Origin of the sequence: Corynebacterium pacaense (genome assembly GCF_900169525.1) — a bacterium.
Lineage (GTDB): Bacteria > Actinomycetota > Actinomycetes > Mycobacteriales > Mycobacteriaceae > Corynebacterium > Corynebacterium pacaense.
Window position 1 is genome coordinate 1,239,274 of the sequence record NZ_LT821239.1, and the last position, 20,219, is coordinate 1,259,492.

The window sequence follows — 20,219 nt, forward strand, 5'->3', positions numbered from 1 at the left end:
GGGCTAGGGTGCCGGGGAGTCCCCCATGGGCACCAGCAGGATGTCGGTGGCACCCTCGGCGATCGCGGTGTCGGTGTCGGGACCCGCGGTCGTGGCGTCGATAGGCACCTGCTCCACCTGGAGCACCCCGGGATCGCCGGCCTGCCCGGGCGCCGTCCGGAGACTGCGGGTCTGCGGGCCCTGGTTTATTCCGAAGTAGGTGTCCAATCCCTTCACGTTGAACTGCGTGGACATGTACCGGCTGTTGTTGGAGGTGTTCCACTGGGAGACGATGAGATCCATGTTGCCCAGAGTGGAGCCGGGTGCGATGTAGCCGCCGTAGAGCTGGGTGAAGTTATCGGGGTTCTGGGTCGAGCCCCAGCCGCCGGTGCCTGCGACGACCACATTGGCCACGGGTACGGAGTTCCAGTCGATCGCGATGTCGGAGGAGATTCGGATCTCGATCGCCATGGTCTCGGCATTGAACATCGCCAGTACCCAGTGTCCCTCGATGTAGCGAAGTGACATCTCGCCGGCGCTGACACGTTCGCTGAGTACAGGTGAGACCCTGCCGCCCCAGGATCCGGTGCCATCCTCCGCCAGGGAGAAGTGGCTCCATTTCGAGCGGTCGCCGATATCGCCGGGGAGAAAGCGGGTGAGGTAGACGTCATCGCGACGCTGGAAGCCCGAGGACATCATGTACACATAGCCGTCCGGGCCCAGTTCCCAGGTGATCAGCTGTGCCTTACCACCCAGGTAGGAGGCGGGAATGGTGCCCAGGCTTTGCCAGCTCGCCCCCTGGTTCTCCGACTTCCAGATCTGGGTGCGCAGCACGTTTCCCACGCCCTCATTCCACATGCCCTGCATGTAGAGGGTGCCGTCGATGTTGATCACATCCGAGGGCAGCAGGGTCAGGCCGCGGTCGTTGTGGGAGTAGTTGAGCAGCTGCTGGGCCTTCTCGCCCTCGTTGAGGGCGCGTTTGATGATGATCCGTCCAGCCTCGTCGAACTCCGCGACCACCCCGACGGGACTCAGCCATTCGCCCTCCCCGAAACGGGCCCCGCGGAAGGAATCGCCGAAGATGATGGCAAATTCCCTGCCCGTGCCGATTGCGGTCATGATGCCGAGATCACCGGCGAGAACACCGATGTGCTCGGAGACGCCCGGGCCGAGCACATCGCCGATGAGATTGACCACCAGCCCCTCGGAGACGCCGGGGGCCCAGGGGGTGGGGTCGGGCCTGGAATCCGAGGAGGAGGACGAGCTTGACGACGACTGCGCCGTCACGGGCGCAACGAGGAGCAGTTGGGTTGCGGTACCCAGGGTCACCGCGCAGGCGAGTGCACGCAGGTGCATGGAGGAGTTCATTTCAGGGAGCCTAGCAAGCTCACTACCCGTTGGCGCGGTTAGCTCAACGCACGCAGGATCAACGCCACCTCCGCGTCGGCGTCGCCGTATGACGGAGCCGGATCCAGAGCCTGCATGAGCAGTTCGCGGCCGATGATCGACAGACTCAGCGTCTCGATGGCGCCGTTCCGTGGCTCGGGAATCTCCCCGCGCAGAACGGCCCGCCGCAGCATCGCTTTCAGGTGCTGGTCCGTGGCCTCGATGACCTCGGTGCGCAGGATTGCCCTCAGCTCAGTGTCATGGCAGGACTCGGCGAGCAGGGACAGCAGGGCGGTGCCGACCTGGTCGAAGAGTCCGCGTTTGCGGGTGATCAGCTGGTCCAGGTCCCCCGCCAGCGTCCCGGAGTCGATCTCTCCCAGGGCGTCGAGAGTCAGACTGCGGGCGACATCGGAAACCAGTGCCTGCTTGGTGGGCCAGCGCCTGTAGAGACTGGCGGTGGAGGCTCCCGCGCGCCCGGCCACCGCCGCGGTGGTCACCGCGCGGTAGCCCTCGCTGGCCAACAGGTCGAGCGTTGCCTGCATGAATCGGCTGCTCAGGCGTGGATCTGCGGGACGGCCCCTGCCGTTGTCAGCCACGTCGCTGCACCTTTCCGATCACCCCGAGCAGGTGTGGAGCGGTTCCGGGGTTGAGCAGTCTCAGCGTGTCGGGGAAACTGGGCTTGTTCAGAACCGGCTTGAGGTGGGAGAAGGTCCGGATCGACTCTCTGCCGTGGTAGGCGCCGATGCCGCTGGCGCCCACTCCGCCGAAGGGTAGCGAGCCGTCGCCGACATGGATGATGGCGGCCCCGGAAACCACCGCACCCGATGAGGTGTTGTCCTCGAAGTATCGGCGTGTCTCCCTGGAATCGCTGAACACGTACAGGGCCAGCGGCTTGTCCCAGGCATTGATCACCCTGGCGGCCTCCTCCTTCGTGGAGACCGTGACGATGGGCAGGATCGGGCCGAAGATCTCATCGCGCAGCAGCTCAAACGGGGCGTCCGGACCCACGACGGCACGCTCGAGATCGGGGAAGGTGATCACCGTCGGTTCGATGTAGAGATCATCGCGGTCGTGGCGGCCGCCGAACTCGATCCGACCCTCGTCGAGGTACCCCGCGAGGCGGTCGAAGTGTCCTTCATTGATGATGCGCACATACTCCCCGCCGGTCGCAGGGTCGGTTCCCCACAGCTCCAGCACGGCACGGCGGAGAGCCGCGACCAGCGCGGGCACGCGCTCAGGGGTGGTCAGGACATAGTCGGGGGAGACGCAGGTCTGCCCGGCGTTGGTGAACTTTGCCCAGACCAGGCGGCGCGCCGCCGTCTCGAGGTTGCGGTCATCGTCGAACCAGGCTGGTGATTTCCCTCCGAGCTCGAGGGTCACGGGTGTGAGATGCTTGGCCGCGGCCTCCATCACCACTCTTCCGATCCGGCCGGAACCCGTGAAGATGATGTGGTCGAATCGTTCCTCCAGCACCTGCTGCGCGACCTCGACGGATCCGGGCAGGACCTGCACGGCGCCGTCCGGGAGGTACGTAGGGACCAACTCCGCGAGCAGTCGCGAGGTGTGCGCGGACTCCGGGCTGGGCTTGATCACCGCGGTGTTGCCCGAGGCGAGAATGCCCACCAGGGGCACCAGGGTGAGGTTGATGGGGTAGTTCCAGGGGGATATGACCAGCACCACGCCGAGGGGCTCGGGGACCAGCCGTGCCGAGGCCGGCCAGAGGGTCGGTGAGACCGTGGTCCGCCTGGGGGAGGTCCATCTCCGGAGATGGCGCAGGGTGTGGTTCGCCTCGCCGATGGCCACATCAATTTCGGTGAGACCGGCCTCACGCCTGCTCTTGCGCAGGTCCGCGTGCAGGACCCTTTCGAAATCCGAGCGGTTCTCCTCGAGCATGCGCCTGATTGCCGCCACATTGCGTCTGCGGGCGGACAGCGAGCGGGTGCCTCCTGATTCGAATACTGCTCGTGCGCGGTCAACTGTTTGGGTTACCTGTGTCTTTTGCATGAGCTCAGCCTAGGTTACAAACGATACGAGTACAATCAGTTTCGTTATTCGGTGGTGCACCTCCGGTGCATGCCGAGCGGGTGGGGCTTGTGCGTCGACAAGCAAGGCGCGACACTGGGGGTATGCGTCTCAAAGAAATTGACCCCCGCCTGCGGGCGGCTGCGGTGTACTCAAATATCCGGGGTGTGGACAGGCCGTTCATGCGCGGGGTGCTGCGCTTCGGAATGCGTCACCTACCTTCATTGAGGGTGAAGGGGGTCGGTGTCCGGGTTGTGAGGAGCGGCCTCATCACCATGCGGGTTTTCGAGCCGGAGGGGGAGCGGCTGCGCCCGGGTCTGCTGTGGATCCACGGAGGGGGCCTTGTCGTGGGCTCGGCCCGGCAGGATGATCGAATGTGTGCGCGGACCGCGGCGGAGCTGGACGCGGTGGTCGTCTCCGTTGACTATCGCCTGGCCCCCGAACATCCCTATCCTGCGGCGATCGATGATGTCCACGCGGCCTGGCTCTGGCTGGTGGACAATGCCGAGCAGCTGGAGGTGAACACCTCACACCTGGCCATCGGCGGCGAGAGTGCCGGCGGTGGGTTGGCTGCCTGCCTAGTCCAACGGGTCCATGACGAGGGCGGGGTCCAGCCGGTCGCTCAATGGCTGTTCGCCCCGATGCTCGATGATCGGACCGCGGCGAACACCGACCTCGACGCAATCAACCATCTCGTTTGGAACAACAAGGCGAATCGTTACGGCTGGTCGGCCTACCTCGGGAGGTCGCCGGGTGCGACCGTGGTGCCGGAGTATGCGGCGGCGGCCCGCAGGGCGGACCTGACCGGCCTGCCGCCCACCTGGATCTACACCACCGACCTGGAGCTTTTCCATGATGAGGTGACCACCTATGCCGCCCGGCTTCGGGATGCGGGGGTGGACGTCGAACTGCGGACCGTGCCCGCTGCGGCGCACGCCTTCGAGCTGATGGAGAACACTGCGCCGGCCCGCGAGCTCATGGCGGAGGCCAGGCGATGGTTGGGGACCACCCTTTAGCGCGGCTTTTCCGCCATGTCCTGCCAGGCTATCCACAGAGATCCTGCTATGGTTCGGGGCATGGTTCGGGATCTGGAGAGTTTCAACGCACTGGACGCTTGGCCGGTGGACCACGTTTCCGCGGCTGTGATCGCCGGAGGTGAACTAAGCACCCATGGTGATATTGAACGCGTCTTTGAGCTGATGAGTGTGACCAAACTACTGGTCAGCTACGGAGTGCTCATAGCGATCGAGGAGGGTGTCCTGGAGCTCGATGACCCGCTGGGGCCGCCGGGTTCAACCGTTCGGCATCTGCTCTCGCATGCTTCCGGAGTTGCCTTTGATTCCCCGGCACCGCAGCGGAAAGTGGGGGAGCGTCGCATTTATTCCTCAGCTGGGATGGACATTCTTGCAGACAAGGTTGCCGGGGAGACCGGCATCGCCTTCCCGGAGTACCTTCGGCAGGCGGTTTTCGAGCCACTGGGCATGGAATCCTCCGAGCTGTGGGGTTCCGCCGGCCACGATGCCCGATCCACCGTTGCGGACCTGGCGAGTTTCGCCCGCGAGCTGACCGCTCCGAGGCTGCTCTCCCAGCAGACCCTGGATGAGGCCTTCACCGTGCAGTTCCCCGAGCTGATAGGCACCATCCCGGGCTACGGCATGCAGAAACCCAATCCATGGGGCCTGGGTTTCGAGATCAAGGGGAGAAAATCGCCGCACTGGACCGGGGCGTCGATGCCGACGACCACCGCGGGGCATTTCGGGCAGTCAGGGACCTTTCTGTGGACGGTTCCGGGTTCCGGTGTCGCCGCCGTCGTGCTGACCGACCGGGACTTCGGAGACTGGGCGAAGCCATCGTGGGCGGCGTTCAACGATGCTCTGTGGACGGAGATCACAGACTCTTAACCTAAGGTTGAGCTTGAGTAAATGGGGGATAAAGCGGGGCTTTAGGGTTGTCGGTCCGGGCCGAAGTGGCCAAAATCGCATGTATCAGTCATTTGAGTCATTGACGAGAACGACGCACACGCGAGGCCGTTGGGGAAGACGAACCTCGTCTTAGATCGCCTGGAGGCAGACCTTTAGAACAGGGTGCCAATCCGGGCGGTGTCAGTGTTGCCGAAGGAATCCGACATGACTAATTTTGCATTAACCATGCCCACCCGGACTCGCCATAACATGGACCTGCTCTCGGCAGACTTCTGGGAGGACATGGACTTGCCCCAACAGCCGACGCCCGTTGTCGAAACAGTTGAGGACCTAGCTCGACCAGCGCTCACCGCTGTGCTGAACATCAGTGGCATGCCTCGTCAGTTCCGTCCACGTGTTGAGACTGCAATGGTTGTCTGCATTTCCAGCCCCTCCGAACTTGTCGTCGCAGGTGCCGATCCGTTGACCGCGCACTGGTTCACCAACTGGCGACGCGATCCCTTCGAACCGGGACTCATCGAGTGCCGAGAAGTGATCACCGGTTCCGCCCGGGAGCTGGACCACCTCCGCGTGGTACTGGACAATCTCTCCGTCGAACACAACTTCGACGCGGACGTGCGAATCGTCGACTAGCCGGGGCCGCCGGATGGTGCGGTGAGGCTGCGGTTTTCCGGTGGCCCGTCTGCGCGCCGATCGCCCTGTGGCCCTGGTGGCTTCCCCACCGGGTGCCGGTGGGCGGCGGCTGCGTCACCTGTGGTGGGGGCCGGTGTGGAGGGCGTGTGGATGGCAGGGGTGAACTTTCCGATGCGGCGACCGAAAGCCCAGGGGCCGGAAAGTTTCACCCGCCTGTGCACACACTGTGAGCATGTGGCCCTGTGGCCCTGGTGGCTTACCCATCGGGTGCCGGTGGGCGGCGGCTTCGTCACCTGTGGGGGGGCCGGTGTGGAGGGCGTGTGGATGGCAGGGGTGAACTTTCCGATGCGGCGACCAAAAGCCCGGGGGCCGAAAAGTTTCACCCGCCTGTGCACACACTGTGAGGACCCAGCGTTCACGCATCCGGTCGGGAGCCGAAGGGCGAGGAGCGATAGGCGCGGAGTAGTTCGTAGCCGTCCCTGCCGAAGATGGCATCGCCTGTGCGCCGTGCCTCCACGAGCGCCCCTGTCGTACCGTGGGACAACACGTGTTCGCCGGAGCTGAGCCGGCGAATGGCGAGGCCGGCGATGCGATCGGGGTGTTCGTTCGCCGCTTCGCCGTAGATCAGGGGATCGTGTTGGCCGTCGTCGCCGATGAGTAGCCAGCGCATCTCCGGGTACTCGATGATCAGGTTTCGCAGCTGGACCTTCTTGTGCTCCTGCCCGGAGCGGAACAGGCCGGTCTGTGTCGGGCCCCAGTCGGTGAGCAGCATCGGCCCTTCGGGGAATCCGTGACTGGATAGAAAGGCCTTCAGGGCGTCGAAGGTGTTCCAGGCTCCCGTGGAGAGGTAGAACACCGGCGCGTTCGGGTGGTCCCTTAGGATCTCGGCGTAGAAGTCGGCCATGCCGGGAACGGGTTTGCGTGTGTTGGTGTGGCGGATCCAGGAGTTCCAGGCCGCCACCAGGGCGCGGGGCAGCCAGGTGACCAGGACCGTGTCATCGATATCCGATATCACTCCGAAGCGTGCGGAGGAGTCGACGATGAGAACCTCCGCGGACGCGGAGACGACCCCTTCCCCGGAGATGGTGACCTCGTGCCAACCGGGTGGGAGACCGTGGTCGTCGATAAGGACGTCGACGTAGCCGTTGCCATCGGTCACCGTCTCGAAGCGTGGACCATCGGGGCCACCGAAACTGATGACGAGCGGGAGATCGCCGACTTGGATGGTGAGGAACTGCCGCCACCCGCGCGCCTGCAGCGAATCCGACTCGCTGGCGGGATTGGTCATGAGCACCCGGCCCAGCACGCGCATGCGTCGGGGCGAACCGTATCCGGAGAATCCGCTTACTCGAGGCACCCATCCGGCGCTGGCCGTCCTTCTCAGCCCGATTCGGTTGATGCCCCGTTCAACGGCGCGTGCAAAATCGGAGATGGCCATGGGCGGTGGGGTTACTCCTCGCCGTTGTCGTTGAAGGAGCCGTCTCCGAAGGGATCGTGCCAGATATCGGTGAGGTCCGCGATGGAGTTGATCACACTGGTGGGGCGGAAGGGGAAACGCCTGATCTCGGCGTCGTCGGAAATGCCGCTGCGCACGAGTACCGTCCGCATGCCGGCTTCCAGTCCGGCCTTGATATCGGTGTCCATGCGGTCGCCGATCATGACGGTGTTTTCCGAGTGCGCGCCGATGGTGTTCAGGGCGCTGCGCATCATCACCGGGTTCGGTTTGCCGATGTAATAGGGTTCTGCTCCGGTCGCCGCGGTGATCAGGGCGGCCACGGCCCCGGTGGCCGGCAGGATCCCCTGCGGCGAGGGGCCGGTGACGTCGGGGTTGGTGCAGATGAAGCGGGCACCGCCGAGGATCAGGTTGATCGCGGTGGTGATGGCCTCGAAGGAGTAGGTCCTCGTCTCGCCGAGCACCACGAACTCGGGGCTGGAATCGGTGAGGATCCAGCCGGCCGTGTGCAGAGAGGTGGTAAGGCCCGATTCGCCGACCACATATGCGGTGCCCTCCTTGACCTGCGCCTTGAGGAAGTGTGCGGTGGCGGTCGCGGATGTCCAGATCCGCTCCGGGGGAATATCGAGACCGGTGGAGTGCAGTCGGGCTGAGAGGTCCCTCTGGGTGTAGATGGAGTTGTTGGTCAACACCATGTACTCGATGCCGTTGGCGGAGAGCTCCCCGAGGAAACGATCCGCACCCGGAATCATGTCGCCCTCTTTGATGAGGACCCCGTCCATGTCGGTCAGATAGGAGATATTCGCAGTCATAGCACCATTGTGCTCTGAATCGGCTGGAATGTCTCGCTATTGACCGGCTTCGAGGCCCGCGGTGATGAAGTCGACGATGTCGGCCACGGTGTGGAATTCCTTCGCGTCCGAATCCTCGATGCGCACCCCGAAGGCGTCCTCGGTGTGCACGACGGCCTCGATGAAGTTCAGGGAGCTGATTCCGAGATCCTCGGTGATGCGCGATTCCGGTTTGATCTCCTCCGGGGAGAGACCGCCGACGTCGGAGAGAATGGTGCTCAGGGTGTCCAGAACTGGAGGGGTGTTCGTGCTCATGCGAGTTAACGCTACCGCTATGTGCTTGTAGTGTCATACCCATGAAGTTGAGACCCGCACACCTCGGCTCCACGCTGCGTTCCCTCGCCCTTCGGGTGACCGCGAGGGGGAGGCGTCGATTAGCACTTGAACATGGTGCGCTGCACAGCCGCACCCGGAAGCCGGGGCTGGTCGGAGTGGATTTCGAGGGCACCGTCTCCTCCGACGGCCTGGAGATCAGCACCTATGTCGTCGGGCCGGATGACGCGGAGGCCACCGTGGTGTTCATCCACGGGTTCACCCTGGCCGCCGAGGTGTTCTACATGCAGGTGGACTACCTGCGCACCAACTTCCCCGGCGTGAGAAGCCTGCTTATCGACGCCCGCGGCCACGGGCAGACCGGCCCCGTCGCCCCGGCGCTGTGCACGGTGGAGGGAACGGCGCACGATGTGCTCGCCGCCATCAGGGAGCATGCGCCCACCGGCCCGTTGATCCTCGTCGGGCACTCGCTGGGCGGACTCACCGCACTGAACCTGATCAAGAACGCCGATCACGAACTCGCTTCGCGCATCAGCGGGTTGGTGCTGGTGGCCACCTCGATCGAATCGCTGTCCGCGCAGGGACTGCCACAGGTGCTGGCGTCCCCGATAGCGGACAGGGTCAGGGGCACGGCGGAGGCATCCCCCGGTGACGCCGCGAAATTCCGGGAGTACGCCTCGCAGTTCCTCGCCCCGACGCTGGCCACCGCGGTTTTTCACCGGCCCACCAACTGGAAGGTCATCGAGTTTCACGCCGCGATGATCCATGAGACACCGCTGGAGACATTCGTCGGCTTCTTCGATGATCTCCAGGAACACGATGAGCTCGACGCCGCCGCGGCTCTGGAGGATGTGGACGGCTTCGTGATCGCGGGGGAGAAGGACAACGTCACCCCGCTCGGACAGGCCGAGCGCATCTGCGAGCTGTGGCCGAAGGCGCATCTCCAGATCGCCGCTGACGCCGGGCACATGATTCCGCTGGAGGCTCCGATGATCCTCAACAATGCCATCGCCGCCCTGCTCCGCGGAATCAGCCGCCGAAGATCTGCTCCCAGAAACCGACAGGCTCGTCGGGGCTCTTGGTGATCACCCTCAGCGTCGACCCCCGCGAGATTCCGGTGATGACCACGCGCGGTGCGTTGGGGGCGGGTGCTGAGGTGTCTATCTTGAACTCCGACCAGTTCTTGTTCTGCATCTGGACATCAACGAACACACCGGGCGGGACGATGATGGTCATGCTCGCCATGGAGGCGGTGATGTCGAAGGTGATCACCGGTGCGGCGGCGGTGGCCCTGCGCAGATCAAGATGAAGATCCGCACCGTTGAGCCGGTATTTCGAGTACGCGGGCACCAGCCACTGGCCGGTCCTGCGGATCGCGCCCATGGTGGATTTCTCCTCGACGTTCTGCGGGGTGGGCAGGTGCCCACCCATCGGGAAACCCTGCTGCTGGGGCGGCATCTGCCGGGGAGGCATCTGTTGGGGCGGCATCTGTTGGGGCACGCCGCCGAAGTACCGCCCACGGATCGCATTCAGATCCGAGGCCTGTGCGGTCGACCAGACGATGTCGACCAGCTCCTGATAGGTATCCAAATCCAGGCGTCCCTGCCCGACGAGGCGGGTGAGATCGGCCTGGAGAGCCTCGCGTTCGGCGTCGCTCGGCTGTGGGGTGTGTCCTGGGAGATTCATGATGCCGTCCACTTTAGTCGCCCACGCTCTCAAACGGGGGTCACCCGGTTGGCCTAATGAGCTGCAGAACAAGTATCTTCAAATCATGAATCAGCTCACAGAGCCGACTCCCTAATTTGTCCGCGCCGACAGAAAGACTACTCATGACCGCTCCACGCACAAAGCTCCTCGCCGGAATTGTGACCGCAGGTGCCCTGGTCCTTTCCGCTTGCTCCAGCGATACCTCCGGCTCCGATTCCGCCGGTGGGGATTCCTATACCATCGGCATCAACCAGCTGGTTCAGCATCCGGCGCTGGATGCCGCAACGGAAGGGTTCAAGGAGGCATTCGCCGATGCGGGCGTTGACGTCGACTTCAAGGAACAGAACGCCAACGGTGAGCAGTCCACTGCACTGACGATCGCCCAGCAGTTCGCCTCGGACAACCTCGACCTGGTCCTCGCCGTGGCAACACCGGCGGCGCAGGCGACGGCGCAGAACATAACCAACGTACCCGTGGTCTTCACCGCCGTCACCGATGCGGTGTCAGCGGAGCTGGTGGACTCCAATGAGGCTCCCGGCGGCAACGTCACCGGAACCTCCGACGCGGCTCCCATCGAGGATCAGCTGGAACTGCTCAAGCAACTGGTTCCCGATGCCTCCACCATCGGTATCGTCTACGCCTCCGGTGAGGTCAACTCCCAGGTCCAGGTCGACGCCGTCGAGAAGGCCGCACAGCCGCTCGGCATTGAGGTCAAGACCCAGACGGTGACCACCGTCAACGAGATCCAGCAGGCAGTTGACGCGCTCGGTGACGTCGATGCGATCTACGTGCCCACCGACAACATGGTTGTCTCCGGCATCTCCTCCCTGGTCCAGGTGGCCGAGCAGAAGCAGATCCCGGTGATCGCGGCGGAGGCCGGCACCGTGGAGGGAGGGGCGATCGCCACCCTCGGCATTGACTACACCGAACTGGGCCGCCAGACCGGCGAAATGGCACTGCGGATCCTGCAGGACGGTGCGGATCCGGCGACCATGCCCGTGGAAACCGCCACCGAGTTCACCTACGTGATAAATGAGGATGCGGCCAGGGCGGTCGGCGTCACCATCCCCCAGGAGATCCTGGACAAGGCTGAACGCGTATGATCGGCGCCGTCGAAGTCGGTCTCATCTACGGTGTGATGGCACTTGGTGTCTTCCTCACCTTCAGGGTGCTCAACTTCGCCGACCTGACCGTCGATGGCAGTTTCACCACCGGGGCGGCCACCTCCGCAATGGCGATCATGGCCGGCTGGAATCCCATTCTGGCCACGCTCGCCGGATTCGTCACCGGATTCATCGCGGGTATGGTCACCGGCCTACTGCACACCAAGGGCAAGATTGACGGGTTGCTCGCCGGCATCCTGACCATGATTGCGCTGTGGTCGATCAACCTCCGGATCATGGACGGAGCCAACGTCCCGCTGCTGCGCCAGGACACCATCTTCACCCCGCTGCGCGACGCCGGCCTGCTGGGTACCTGGGCCGGCCCGGGGATCCTCGCAGTGGCGGTTCTCCTCCTGGGTGGCGTGGTCATCTGGTTCCTCAACACCGACCTCGGACTCTCCCTGCGCGGTACCGGGGACAACGCCCCCATGGTCCAGTCCTTCGGTGTCTCCACCGATTTCACCAAGACCCTGACCATCGCCCTGTCCAACGGTTTCGTCGGCATGTGCGGCGCACTGATCGCGCAGTACCAGGGCTTCGCCGACATCTCCATGGGTATCGGCCTCATCCTCGTCGGCCTCGCCTCGGTGATCATGGGCCAGGCAGTCTTCGGTCACCGTCGGGTGTGGATGTCGGTGATCGCCGTTATCATCGGCGCCGTGCTCTACCGCCTGATCATTTTCGCTGCACTACGCGTGGGGCTCGACCCCAATGACATGAAGGCGATCACCGCCCTGCTGGTGATCATCGCTCTGCTGCTGCCCAGGTGGAAGGCGCTGAGCGGGAGATTCTCCCGCAAGCCCGCCGCGCCCGCCGCGGCGGGCACCAAGAAGGACGCACCCGCACCCGCCGTCGCCGGAAAGGAGGTGTAGGCGTTGATGCTGAAGATCTCCGGTATCGGAAAGACATTCTTCCCCGGAACGGTCAATGAGCGCCGTGCACTCGATGGGTTGAATCTGGAAATGAAGGAGGGGGATTTCGTCACCGTCATCGGTTCCAACGGCGCGGGCAAATCCACACTCCTCAACGCCGTCTCTGGCCGGCTGTTCGTGGACACCGGAACCGTCGCCATCGACGGTGTCGTGGTCAACAGGATGTCCGAACACAAACGCGCCCGCTACGTGGGCAGGGTCTTCCAGGACCCGCTCGCGGGAACGGCGCCCAACCTCAGTATCGAGGAGAACCTCTCGCTGGCGCTGCTGCGCGGGAAACCCCGGGGTCTGGGTCTGAGCCTGAGCACGAAGCGGCGCGAGGAGTTCAGGGAGCAGCTGACCACCCTGGAGCTGGGACTCGAGGACCGACTCACCGCGAAGGTCGGACTGCTCTCCGGCGGCCAGCGCCAGGCGCTTTCACTGCTCATGGCGGGTTTCACAAACCCGAAGATCATGCTTCTCGACGAGCACACCGCAGCACTCGACCCGCAGCGCGCGGAGCTGGTGACCACGCTGACGCAGAAGATCGTCGACCAGGGTGGGCTGACCACCCTGATGGTCACCCACAACATGGAGCAGGCGATCCGCCTGGGTAACCGGCTGATCATGATGCATGAGGGCCGGATCGTCTACGAGGCCGATCAGGCCACGAAGAAGAAGCTGACCGTCCGTGATCTCCTGAAGGAGTTCGCCACCATCAAGGGGGCGACCCTGTCCGACAAGGCTCTTCTGGGTTAGCGGGCATCCCCAGGTGAACCCGAACGCCCGCCTCCAGCACAGCTGGGGCGGGCGTCGTCACGCGTGGGTGCTCACAGATCGGCGATGATGCCGTTGACGGAGTCCTTCGCGTCGCCGAGGAGCATATCGGTGTTGTCGTTGAAGAACAGCGGATTCTGCACACCCGCGTAGCCTGCGCCCATGGAGCGTTTGAACACGATCACGTGCTCCGCCTCCCACACCTTGAGCACCGGCATGCCCGCGATCGGGGAGCCGGGCTCGTAGGCGATCGGGTTGACGGTGTCATTGGCCCCGATGACCAGCACCACGTCGACGGTGTCGAAGTCATCGTTGACCTCGTCCATCTCCGTGACAATGTCATAGGGGACCTTCGCCTCCGCCAGGAGCACATTCATGTGGCCGGGGAGCCGGCCGGCGACCGGGTGGATACCGAAGGTGACGTTGACGCCGCGTTCGCGCAGCTTCCGCGTCAGCTCGGCGACGGGATACTGCGCCTGCGCGACGGCCATGCCGTATCCGGGGGTGATCATGACATTCTTCGCCTCCCGCAGCAGCTCCGCCGTCTCGGCTACGCTTGTCTCGGTGTGGCTGCCGTAGTCACGGTCATCGGCCACGGCACCGCCGTCGGAACCGAAACCGCCCAGGATCACCGAGATGAAGGAACGGTTCATCGCCCGGCACATGATGAAGGACAGGTAGGCACCCGAGGAGCCGACGAGCGCGCCGGTGATGATCAGCAGCGGATTGGAGAGCATGAAACCCGCGGCCGCCGCCGCCCAACCCGAGTAGGAGTTGAGCATGGAGACCACCACCGGCATGTCACCGCCCCCGATGGCGGCCACAAGGTGCAGCCCGAGCAGGAGCGCCAGCACGGTCATCGCGATGATGGACACCCACGCCCACACCCCGTGCCCTCCGCTGAGGATGAAGATCACCATGAACGCCAGGGAGGCGAGGAGGATACCCAGATTGAGCAGATTGCGTCCTGGCAGGGTCAGCGGGGCTCCCTTTATCTTCCCCGACAGCTTCAGATAGGCGATGATGGATCCGGTGAAGGTCACCGCACCGATGAACACGCCGAGGAATACCTCGCCGAGGTGGAAGGATTCCATGTCCGCGGTCAGGCCTTGGGGGTGCAGCCAGGAATTGAAGCCGATGAGTACCGCCGCCAGTCCGACGAAGGAGTGCAGCAGCGCGATGAGTTCGGGCATACCGGTCATCTCCACCCCGCGTGCCCGCGGGATGCCGATTCCGGCGCCGATCGCCATGGCCAGCGCGATGAGGATGGCGGTGGTCAGCGCGGAGCGGTAATGCTCCGGTTCGGTGTGCGACTGCACCAGGGCCTTGATGATGGTGGCCACCAGCGCGATCGCCATGCCCGCGATACCGAAGGTGTTCCCGCGTTGGGCGGTTTCCTGCTTCGACAGTCCCGCGAGAGCCAGGATGAACAGCACCGCGGCGAGCAGGTATGCGAGGTTTGTCCCGCGTGTGGTCCAGGTCAGGAGTTCGGCAAATGGTGTTGTCATGATGTCCTAGGCCTCCCTGGTGAACATGCTCAGCATGCGGTGGGTGACCGTGAAGCCACCGAAGATATTGATCGAGGCCACCACGATCGCGGCGAAGGCCATGATCGAGACCGCGAGGTTGGCGGAACCGACCTGCAGGATCGCACCGACCAGGATGATTCCGGAGATCGCATTCGTCTCCGACATCAGGGGTGTGTGCAGCGAGTGCGTAACCGAGGTGATCACGTAGAAGCCGACCACAACCGCGAGCATGAGCACCATGTAATCGGCACTGACCTGAGCGGGACTGGCGAGCACGAGGGCCACTCCGAGCAGTCCGGCCACCCATTTCCACCAGGCACCCCGCTTCTCGACGCCCACCTCCGCGCCCGTGGGCACCGCGGGCGGGGCCTCCGCCGGCGCCACCGACGGGGCGGCGGACACCTTCACCGGCGGGGGCGGCCACAGGATGTCCGTGAGTTCGCGTCCGTCCCTTACATGGTTGTAGGTCACCGTGATGCCGCGGACGATCTCATCCTCCAGATCGAGCACCACCCGGCCATCGCGGTCCGGGGTGACCAGGGTCAGCAGATTGACGATGTTCTGCCCGTAAAGCTGCGAGGCCTGCCCGGGCAGCCGCCCCGCCAGATCGGTGTATCCTATGATGCGCACTCCGTTGTCGGTGGTGAACACCTCACCGGGGCGGGTGAGTTCGCAGTTTCCCCCGTTGGCCGCGGCCATGTCCACGATCACCGAGCCGGGTCGCATGGCCGCGACATCGTCCGCAGTGAGCAGGATGGGGGAGGTGCGGCCGGGAATGTTCGCGGTGGTGATCACGATATCGGCCATGGCCGATTCCCGCGCGTAGAGGGCCGCGGCCGCGCGCGCCTGATCGTCGGTCATCTCCCTGGCGTAGCCGTCCTCGGATCGCCTTGTTTCGGCGGGGATGGCCACGAACTCCGCTCCCATGGACTCCACCTGCTCGCCCGCCTCCGGGCGCAGGTCGGTCGCCCGGACGATCGCGCCCATGGAATTGGCGGTACCGATGGCGGCGAGGCCGGCGACGCCGGCTCCGATCACGTACACCGTCGCCGGGGGAACCTTGCCCGCCGCGGTGACCTGCCCGGTGAAGAGCCTGCCAAAGTGGGAGGCCGCCTCGATGACCGCACGGTAGCCGGCGATGTTCGCCATCGAGGACAGCACATCCATGGACTGGGCGCGCGAGATGCGCGGGACCGCGTCCATGGCCAGGGCGGTCAGCCTCTGTTGCGCCAGGGATTCCACCAGTTCGGGGTGGCGTCCCGGGGCCATGCGGGCGATGAGCACGGTGCCCGGACGGATCCCCGACAGGATCTCCGCGGGCGGAGTGTCCAGGGTGGTTATAATATCCGAGTTTCCCCACACGGAGTGGTCGACGATCCCGGCTCCGGCCGCGGCATACAGATCATCGGGGTAGGAGGCCGCGGCGCCTGCACCCTTTTCCACATCGACCTGATATCCGAGCTTGATCAATTTGGCCACGGTATCCGGGGTTGCGGCCACGAGCGTCTGCTCGGGATCCGGTTCCCGGGGCACTCCGATGAGCACTGGGCACTCCTCACACGTTAAATTTCCGCATTCATTTCCGGATCCAATTCTAGTACCTCAACCGGACATAACCAGGCATATCGGAAATGGGGAGAATCACAGAAAAGGCACACTCCCGTCCAAGGTGGGACCTTGAGCGGGAGTGCGCGGGGTGTGAGCGGGGGGTGGTTACTCCTCCGGTGCGTCCAGCGGTACCGACACCGAGGTCGGATCCGCGATCTGGAACTTCTCCGCGGCCAGGGCGGCCACGGACTCGTCGATCTTGCCCTCGCGGGCGAGTCCGTTGAGGACCGCGACCACGATGGACTCCGCATCGATGTTGAAGTAGCGTCGGGCCGCGGGCCGGGTGTCGGAGAATCCGAAACCGTCCGCGCCGAGCACCGTGTAGTCCCCGGGGACCCATTCCCGGATCTGGTTCGGCAGATCGGTGGCGAAATCGGACACCGCGACGTAGGGGCCGGATGCCTGCTTGAGCTGGGTGGTCACGAAGGCCTCACCCACATCGCTGCCGGGGTGGCGGAGGAATTCGCGGTTGCGGCGGGCACCGTCGCGGGCCAGTTCCACCCAGGAGGTGGCGGAGAAGATGTTCGCACGCACACCGTACTCGTCCCGGAGGATGTGCTGGGCCTTGATCGCCCACTGCATGCCGACACCGGAGGCGAGGATGGAGGCCTCGTGACCGGTTCCCTCACCCCTGGAGTAGAGGTAGATTCCCCTGTGCAGGCCCTCGACATCGAGATCCTCGGGCTCCGCCGGCTGCGGGACCGGCTCGTTGTAGATGGTGAGGTAGTAGATGACATTCTCACCCTTGCCCGGGCCGTACATGCGGTCGATGCCGCGGTGGACCAGGTGCGCGATCTCGTAGGAGAACGCCGGATCGTAGCTGAGGACACCCGGGTTGGTCGAGGCCAGGATCGGGGAGTGGCCGTCCATGTGCTGAAGGCCCTCGCCGGTCAGCGTGGTGCGTCCCGCGGTGGCGCCGAGGAGGAAGCCACGGGTCATCTGATCGGCTGCGGCCCAGATCGAGTCACCGGTGCGCTGGAAACCGAACATCGAGTAGAAGATGTACAGCGGGATCATGGCCTTGCCGTGGGTGGCGTAGGAGGTGCCCGCGGCGATGAAGGATGCCAGGGAACCGGCCTCATTGATGCCCTCATGGAGAATCTGACCGTCGCTGGCCTCACGGTAGGACAGCATGAGGTCGTGATCGACGGGGACGTAGTTCTGGCCGTGCGGGTTGTAGATCTTGAGTGTCGGGAACCAGGAGTCCAGTCCGAAGGTGCGCGCCTCATCCGGGATGATCGGGACCAGGCGCTCGGCGAGGTTCTTGTCCCTCATGAGCTCCTTGAAGGTGCGCACGGTCGCCATCGTGGTGGCCACCTGCTGTTTGCCGGAGCCCTTGCGCACCGAACGCAGCTTGTCCAGCGGCGGAACGACCAGGGGTTCGTAGTTCTCCCGGCGTTCGGGAAGATAGCCGCCGAGTTCCTGGCGACGCCGCTGCATGTACTCGATTTCCTCGGTGTCATTGCCGGGGTGGTAGTACGGGGGCAGGTAGGGATCCTTCTCCAGTTCCTCGTCGGAGATCGGGATGCCCTGCTTGTCGCGGAAGAGCTTGAGGTCCTCGAGGGTCAGCTTCTTCATCTGGTGGGTGGCGTTGCGGCCCTCGAAGTTGTGTCCGAGTCCGTATCCCTTGATGGTGTGGGCGAGGATGACCGTCGGGCGGTCCTTGGTCTCAAGGGCACGCTTGTAGGCTGCGTAGACCTTGCGGTAGTCGTGTCCACCGCGGGGCAGCTTCCAGATCTCCGCGTCGGTCATGTCCTCGACGAGCTTGGCGGTTCGTGGATCGCGGCCGAAGAAGTGCTCGCGGACATAGGCGCCGTCGTTGGCCTTGTAGGTCTGATAATCACCGTCGGAGGTGTTGTTCATCAGTTCGACGAGCGCGCCGTCCTTGTCCTTCTCCAGCAGCGCATCCCACTCGCGCCCCCAGACGACCTTGATCACGGACCAGCCGGCGCCGCGGAAGAAGGACTCCAGTTCCTGGATGATCTTGGTGTTTCCGCGCACCGGGCCGTCGAGACGCTGCAGGTTGCAGTTGACCACGAAGGTCAGGTTGTCCAGGTTGTTCAGTGCGGCCAGCTGGATGAGTCCGCGTGACTCGGGCTCATCCATCTCGCCGTCACCGAGGAACGCCCAGACGTGCTGATCGGAGGTGTCCTTGATGCCTCGGTTGTGCAGGTAGCGGTTGAAGCGCGCCTGGTAGATGGCATCCATCGGGCCGAGGCCCATGGACACCGTGGGGAACTCCCAGAACTTCTTCATTCCGTGCGGGTGCGGGTAGGAGGGGATGCCACCCTGCGGGCGGGAAACCTCCTGGCGGAATCCGTCGAGGTCGTCCTCGCTGAGACGTCCCTCCATGAAGGCGCGGGCGTACATGCCCGGCGAGGCGTGTCCCTGGAAGAAGATCTGGTCACCACCACCGGGGTGGTCCTTGCCGCGGAAGAAGTGGTTGAAGCCGACCTCGTAGAGTGGGGCGGCGCCGGCGTAGGTGGAGATGTGCCCGCCCACCCCGATCCCCGGACGTTGGGCGCGGTGGACCATGATGGCGGCGTTCCAGCGGATCCAGCGGCGGTAGCGCTTCTCAATTTCCTCGTCCCCCGGGAAGTCGGGTTCCATGGACGTGGGGATCGTGTTGACGTAGTCCGTCGAGGTCATCGGCGGCAGTGAGACGCGTTTCGCGGAGGCCCGCTCCAGCAGCCGCAGCATCAGGTAACGGGCGCGCTCCGGGGATGAATCCTGAAGGAGTCCGTCGAGGGAGTCCATCCACTCATTGGTCTCCTCCGGATCGGCATCGTTGAGATAAGATGCAACGCCGTCGCGGATCAGCGCGAAGTTCGTGTCATCCGAGGGCTTGCCACCAAGTTTTGCTTGATCGGCCATTTCCACACCTCCTGTTGGAATGTTTGTTTTCGTTCATGCGGTCAGTTGCCCGACAAGAACCGGCAAAGATGGGGTACCGCCTGGAGCTGGACGTAGGGAACAGCACTCAGCGTCTCGCATCTTCCCGGAATTCAACGCACAAGTCATTTCCCAGAATACGCGGGATTGCTCCGGAGGCCGCACCGGTACCCCGGCAGTGAGGTTGCAGCGGTACACCGGTGGAGCGGCACCGGGCTTTACAAGATATCTCACGCTCGGCCTTGATGTGATCTATGACGCGGGTTGACCACTGTGTTCGAGTGGACGGGACGTGGGAGGTGAAAGTTCGCAAAGTTAACAAAAAGTCTAGTCGGCGTTTGCAGGGGTGGTAGGAGTTGTCGGAATGCTGTGAGCTTTCTCTCACCCCGTGGTTCGCGGTGTCCGGGTGGGGAATAAAAGGCCGTTTTCATGTCACGAATGAGGTCGATGATTGCCCAGTTCCGTGCCGCTTTTTCAACGCCGGACCCAAAATAATCCATTTAAGTCTGGGAAAACCATAGGGGGAGACGGTATTGTGCATTGCGTATAAAGGAAATACGTCTCTTCCGGAGCCGATTGCCGCACAGCGTGGCCGAACTCCGGCGGGGCACTATCTATCAGGAGGAACATTACAGTGGCCGACGCTCCGGGCGCAGTCAAGCAGGGTGCCCAGGATTATGCTCAACTCCTCGGCATCCAATCGGGCCATTCCGTCCAGGAAGTTGGCTGGGATAACGATTGCGATTCGCTGATCAGTGAATCCATCGAGGACGTCATCGGTGAGGAACTCCTCGATGAAGAAACCGACGAGCTGTGTGATGTCGTGCTGCTCTGGTGGCGCGAGAGCGATGGGGATCTCGTTGACGGCCTCGTGGATTGCATCCGCTCGCTCGCGGACAACGGTCGAATCTGGCTCCTTAGCCCGGGTGCTGGCAAGCCGGAGGCGCTCGCCTCCGGGGTCATTTCCGAATCCGCACAACTGGCGGGACTGGTCCAGACCAAGGCGGAACGGCTCGGTGAGTGGCAGGGCTCCTGCCTGGTCCAGCGGGGCACCAAGAAGATCGTCTAGTCCCGGCCCCGCAGGTGACCTGCGGTTTCCGCGTCGCCGTCACC

The 20,219-nt window shown here is 64.1% G+C and carries 18 protein-coding genes; 8 read left to right on the forward strand and 10 right to left on the reverse strand.

The genetic code is table 11. The features are described from left to right. Positions 1-3 precede the first annotated feature (3 nt). Genes B7E02_RS05920 through B7E02_RS05930 form a run of 3 tightly spaced genes read right to left on the reverse strand, consistent with a single transcriptional unit; the run spans position 4 to position 3,369 of the window. The gene (locus B7E02_RS05920) at positions 4-1,347 is read right to left on the reverse strand and encodes a DUF4185 domain-containing protein (RefSeq protein WP_080793921.1); all 1,344 of its coding nucleotides are present in this window, start codon (positions 1,345-1,347) and stop codon (positions 4-6) included. 38 nt (positions 1,348-1,385) lie between these two features. Further along, positions 1,386-1,961: a TetR/AcrR family transcriptional regulator gene (locus B7E02_RS05925; protein ID WP_080793923.1), complete on the reverse strand. Its 576-nt coding sequence runs from the start codon at positions 1,959-1,961 to the stop codon at positions 1,386-1,388. Further along, complete coding sequence (locus B7E02_RS05930; protein ID WP_080793924.1) at positions 1,954-3,369, reverse strand: aldehyde dehydrogenase family protein; 1,416 nt, start codon at positions 3,367-3,369, stop codon at positions 1,954-1,956. Before B7E02_RS05930 ends, B7E02_RS05925 begins: the two co-directional genes overlap by 8 nt. Positions 3,370-3,491: 122 nt before the next feature. Between B7E02_RS05930 and B7E02_RS05935 the strand changes: the two genes are divergently transcribed. The 3 genes from B7E02_RS05935 to B7E02_RS14930 all read left to right on the forward strand — a co-directional run bounded on the left by B7E02_RS05935 (position 3,492) and on the right by B7E02_RS14930 (position 5,942). Then, complete coding sequence (locus B7E02_RS05935; RefSeq protein WP_080793926.1) at positions 3,492-4,403, forward strand: alpha/beta hydrolase; 912 nt, start codon at positions 3,492-3,494, stop codon at positions 4,401-4,403. A 60-nt stretch (positions 4,404-4,463) separates the two neighbouring features. Next, positions 4,464-5,288, forward strand: coding sequence for a serine hydrolase domain-containing protein (locus B7E02_RS05940; RefSeq protein ID WP_425429777.1), 825 nt, complete (start codon positions 4,464-4,466; stop codon positions 5,286-5,288). A 429-nt stretch (positions 5,289-5,717) separates the two neighbouring features. Then, entirely contained in the window at positions 5,718-5,942 is a 225-nt protein-coding gene (locus B7E02_RS14930) for a hypothetical protein (protein WP_425429778.1), read from the forward strand. A 415-nt stretch (positions 5,943-6,357) separates the two neighbouring features. Here B7E02_RS14930 and B7E02_RS05950 read toward each other — a convergent pair whose 3' ends face one another. Genes B7E02_RS05950 through B7E02_RS05960 form a run of 3 tightly spaced genes read right to left on the reverse strand, consistent with a single transcriptional unit; the run spans position 6,358 to position 8,501 of the window. Beyond that, complete coding sequence (locus B7E02_RS05950; protein ID WP_080793931.1) at positions 6,358-7,380, reverse strand: App1 family protein phosphatidate phosphatase; 1,023 nt, start codon at positions 7,378-7,380, stop codon at positions 6,358-6,360. 11 nt (positions 7,381-7,391) lie between these two features. Next, positions 7,392-8,207: an HAD-IIA family hydrolase gene (locus B7E02_RS05955; protein WP_080793933.1), complete on the reverse strand. Its 816-nt coding sequence runs from the start codon at positions 8,205-8,207 to the stop codon at positions 7,392-7,394. A 36-nt stretch (positions 8,208-8,243) separates the two neighbouring features. Further along, the gene (locus tag B7E02_RS05960) at positions 8,244-8,501 is read right to left on the reverse strand and encodes an acyl carrier protein (RefSeq protein ID WP_080793935.1); all 258 of its coding nucleotides are present in this window, start codon (positions 8,499-8,501) and stop codon (positions 8,244-8,246) included. Positions 8,502-8,596: 95 nt separating this feature from the next. Between B7E02_RS05960 and B7E02_RS05965 the strand changes: the two genes are divergently transcribed. Continuing rightward, positions 8,597-9,604 carry an alpha/beta fold hydrolase gene (locus B7E02_RS05965; protein WP_080794466.1) on the forward strand — a complete coding sequence of 336 codons (1,008 nt, stop codon included), beginning with the start codon at positions 8,597-8,599 and terminating at the stop codon, positions 9,602-9,604. On the opposite strand, the gene B7E02_RS05970 is transcribed toward B7E02_RS05965, so the two are convergent. Further along, entirely contained in the window at positions 9,549-10,205 is a 657-nt protein-coding gene (locus B7E02_RS05970; RefSeq protein WP_080794467.1) for a DUF1707 SHOCT-like domain-containing protein, read from the reverse strand. The genes B7E02_RS05965 and B7E02_RS05970 overlap by 56 nt on opposite strands. Before the next feature lie 143 nt (positions 10,206-10,348). On the opposite strand from B7E02_RS05970, the gene B7E02_RS05975 reads away from it, so the two are divergent. The 3 genes from B7E02_RS05975 to B7E02_RS05985 are packed head-to-tail and all read left to right on the forward strand — an operon-like array spanning position 10,349 to position 13,059. Continuing rightward, on the forward strand, positions 10,349-11,329 hold the full coding sequence (locus B7E02_RS05975) for an ABC transporter substrate-binding protein (RefSeq protein WP_080793937.1): 981 nt from the start codon (positions 10,349-10,351) through the stop codon (positions 11,327-11,329). Then, positions 11,326-12,261 carry an ABC transporter permease gene (locus B7E02_RS05980; protein WP_080793938.1) on the forward strand — a complete coding sequence of 312 codons (936 nt, stop codon included), beginning with the start codon at positions 11,326-11,328 and terminating at the stop codon, positions 12,259-12,261. The genes B7E02_RS05975 and B7E02_RS05980 overlap by 4 nt, the downstream gene beginning before the upstream one ends. Positions 12,262-12,267: 6 nt before the next feature. Then, positions 12,268-13,059: an ABC transporter ATP-binding protein gene (locus B7E02_RS05985; RefSeq protein WP_080793940.1), complete on the forward strand. Its 792-nt coding sequence runs from the start codon at positions 12,268-12,270 to the stop codon at positions 13,057-13,059. Between the two features lie 71 nt (positions 13,060-13,130). Here the strand turns inward: B7E02_RS05985 and pntB are convergent, their stop codons facing one another. The 3 genes from pntB to aceE all read right to left on the reverse strand — a co-directional run bounded on the left by pntB (position 13,131) and on the right by aceE (position 19,088). Further along, entirely contained in the window at positions 13,131-14,585 is a 1,455-nt protein-coding gene (pntB, locus tag B7E02_RS05990) for a Re/Si-specific NAD(P)(+) transhydrogenase subunit beta (RefSeq protein ID WP_080793942.1), read from the reverse strand. Positions 14,586-14,591: 6 nt separating this feature from the next. Next, complete coding sequence (locus B7E02_RS05995) at positions 14,592-16,151, reverse strand: Re/Si-specific NAD(P)(+) transhydrogenase subunit alpha (RefSeq protein ID WP_080793944.1); 1,560 nt, start codon at positions 16,149-16,151, stop codon at positions 14,592-14,594. Positions 16,152-16,319: 168 nt separating this feature from the next. Further along, the gene (gene aceE, locus B7E02_RS06000) at positions 16,320-19,088 is read right to left on the reverse strand and encodes a pyruvate dehydrogenase (acetyl-transferring), homodimeric type (protein WP_080793946.1); all 2,769 of its coding nucleotides are present in this window, start codon (positions 19,086-19,088) and stop codon (positions 16,320-16,322) included. A gap of 652 nt (positions 19,089-19,740) precedes the next feature. Here aceE and B7E02_RS06005 point away from each other — a divergent pair. Then, on the forward strand, positions 19,741-20,175 hold the full coding sequence (locus B7E02_RS06005) for a DUF3052 domain-containing protein (protein ID WP_080793948.1): 435 nt from the start codon (positions 19,741-19,743) through the stop codon (positions 20,173-20,175). The last annotated feature ends 44 nt before the right edge of the window (positions 20,176-20,219 follow it).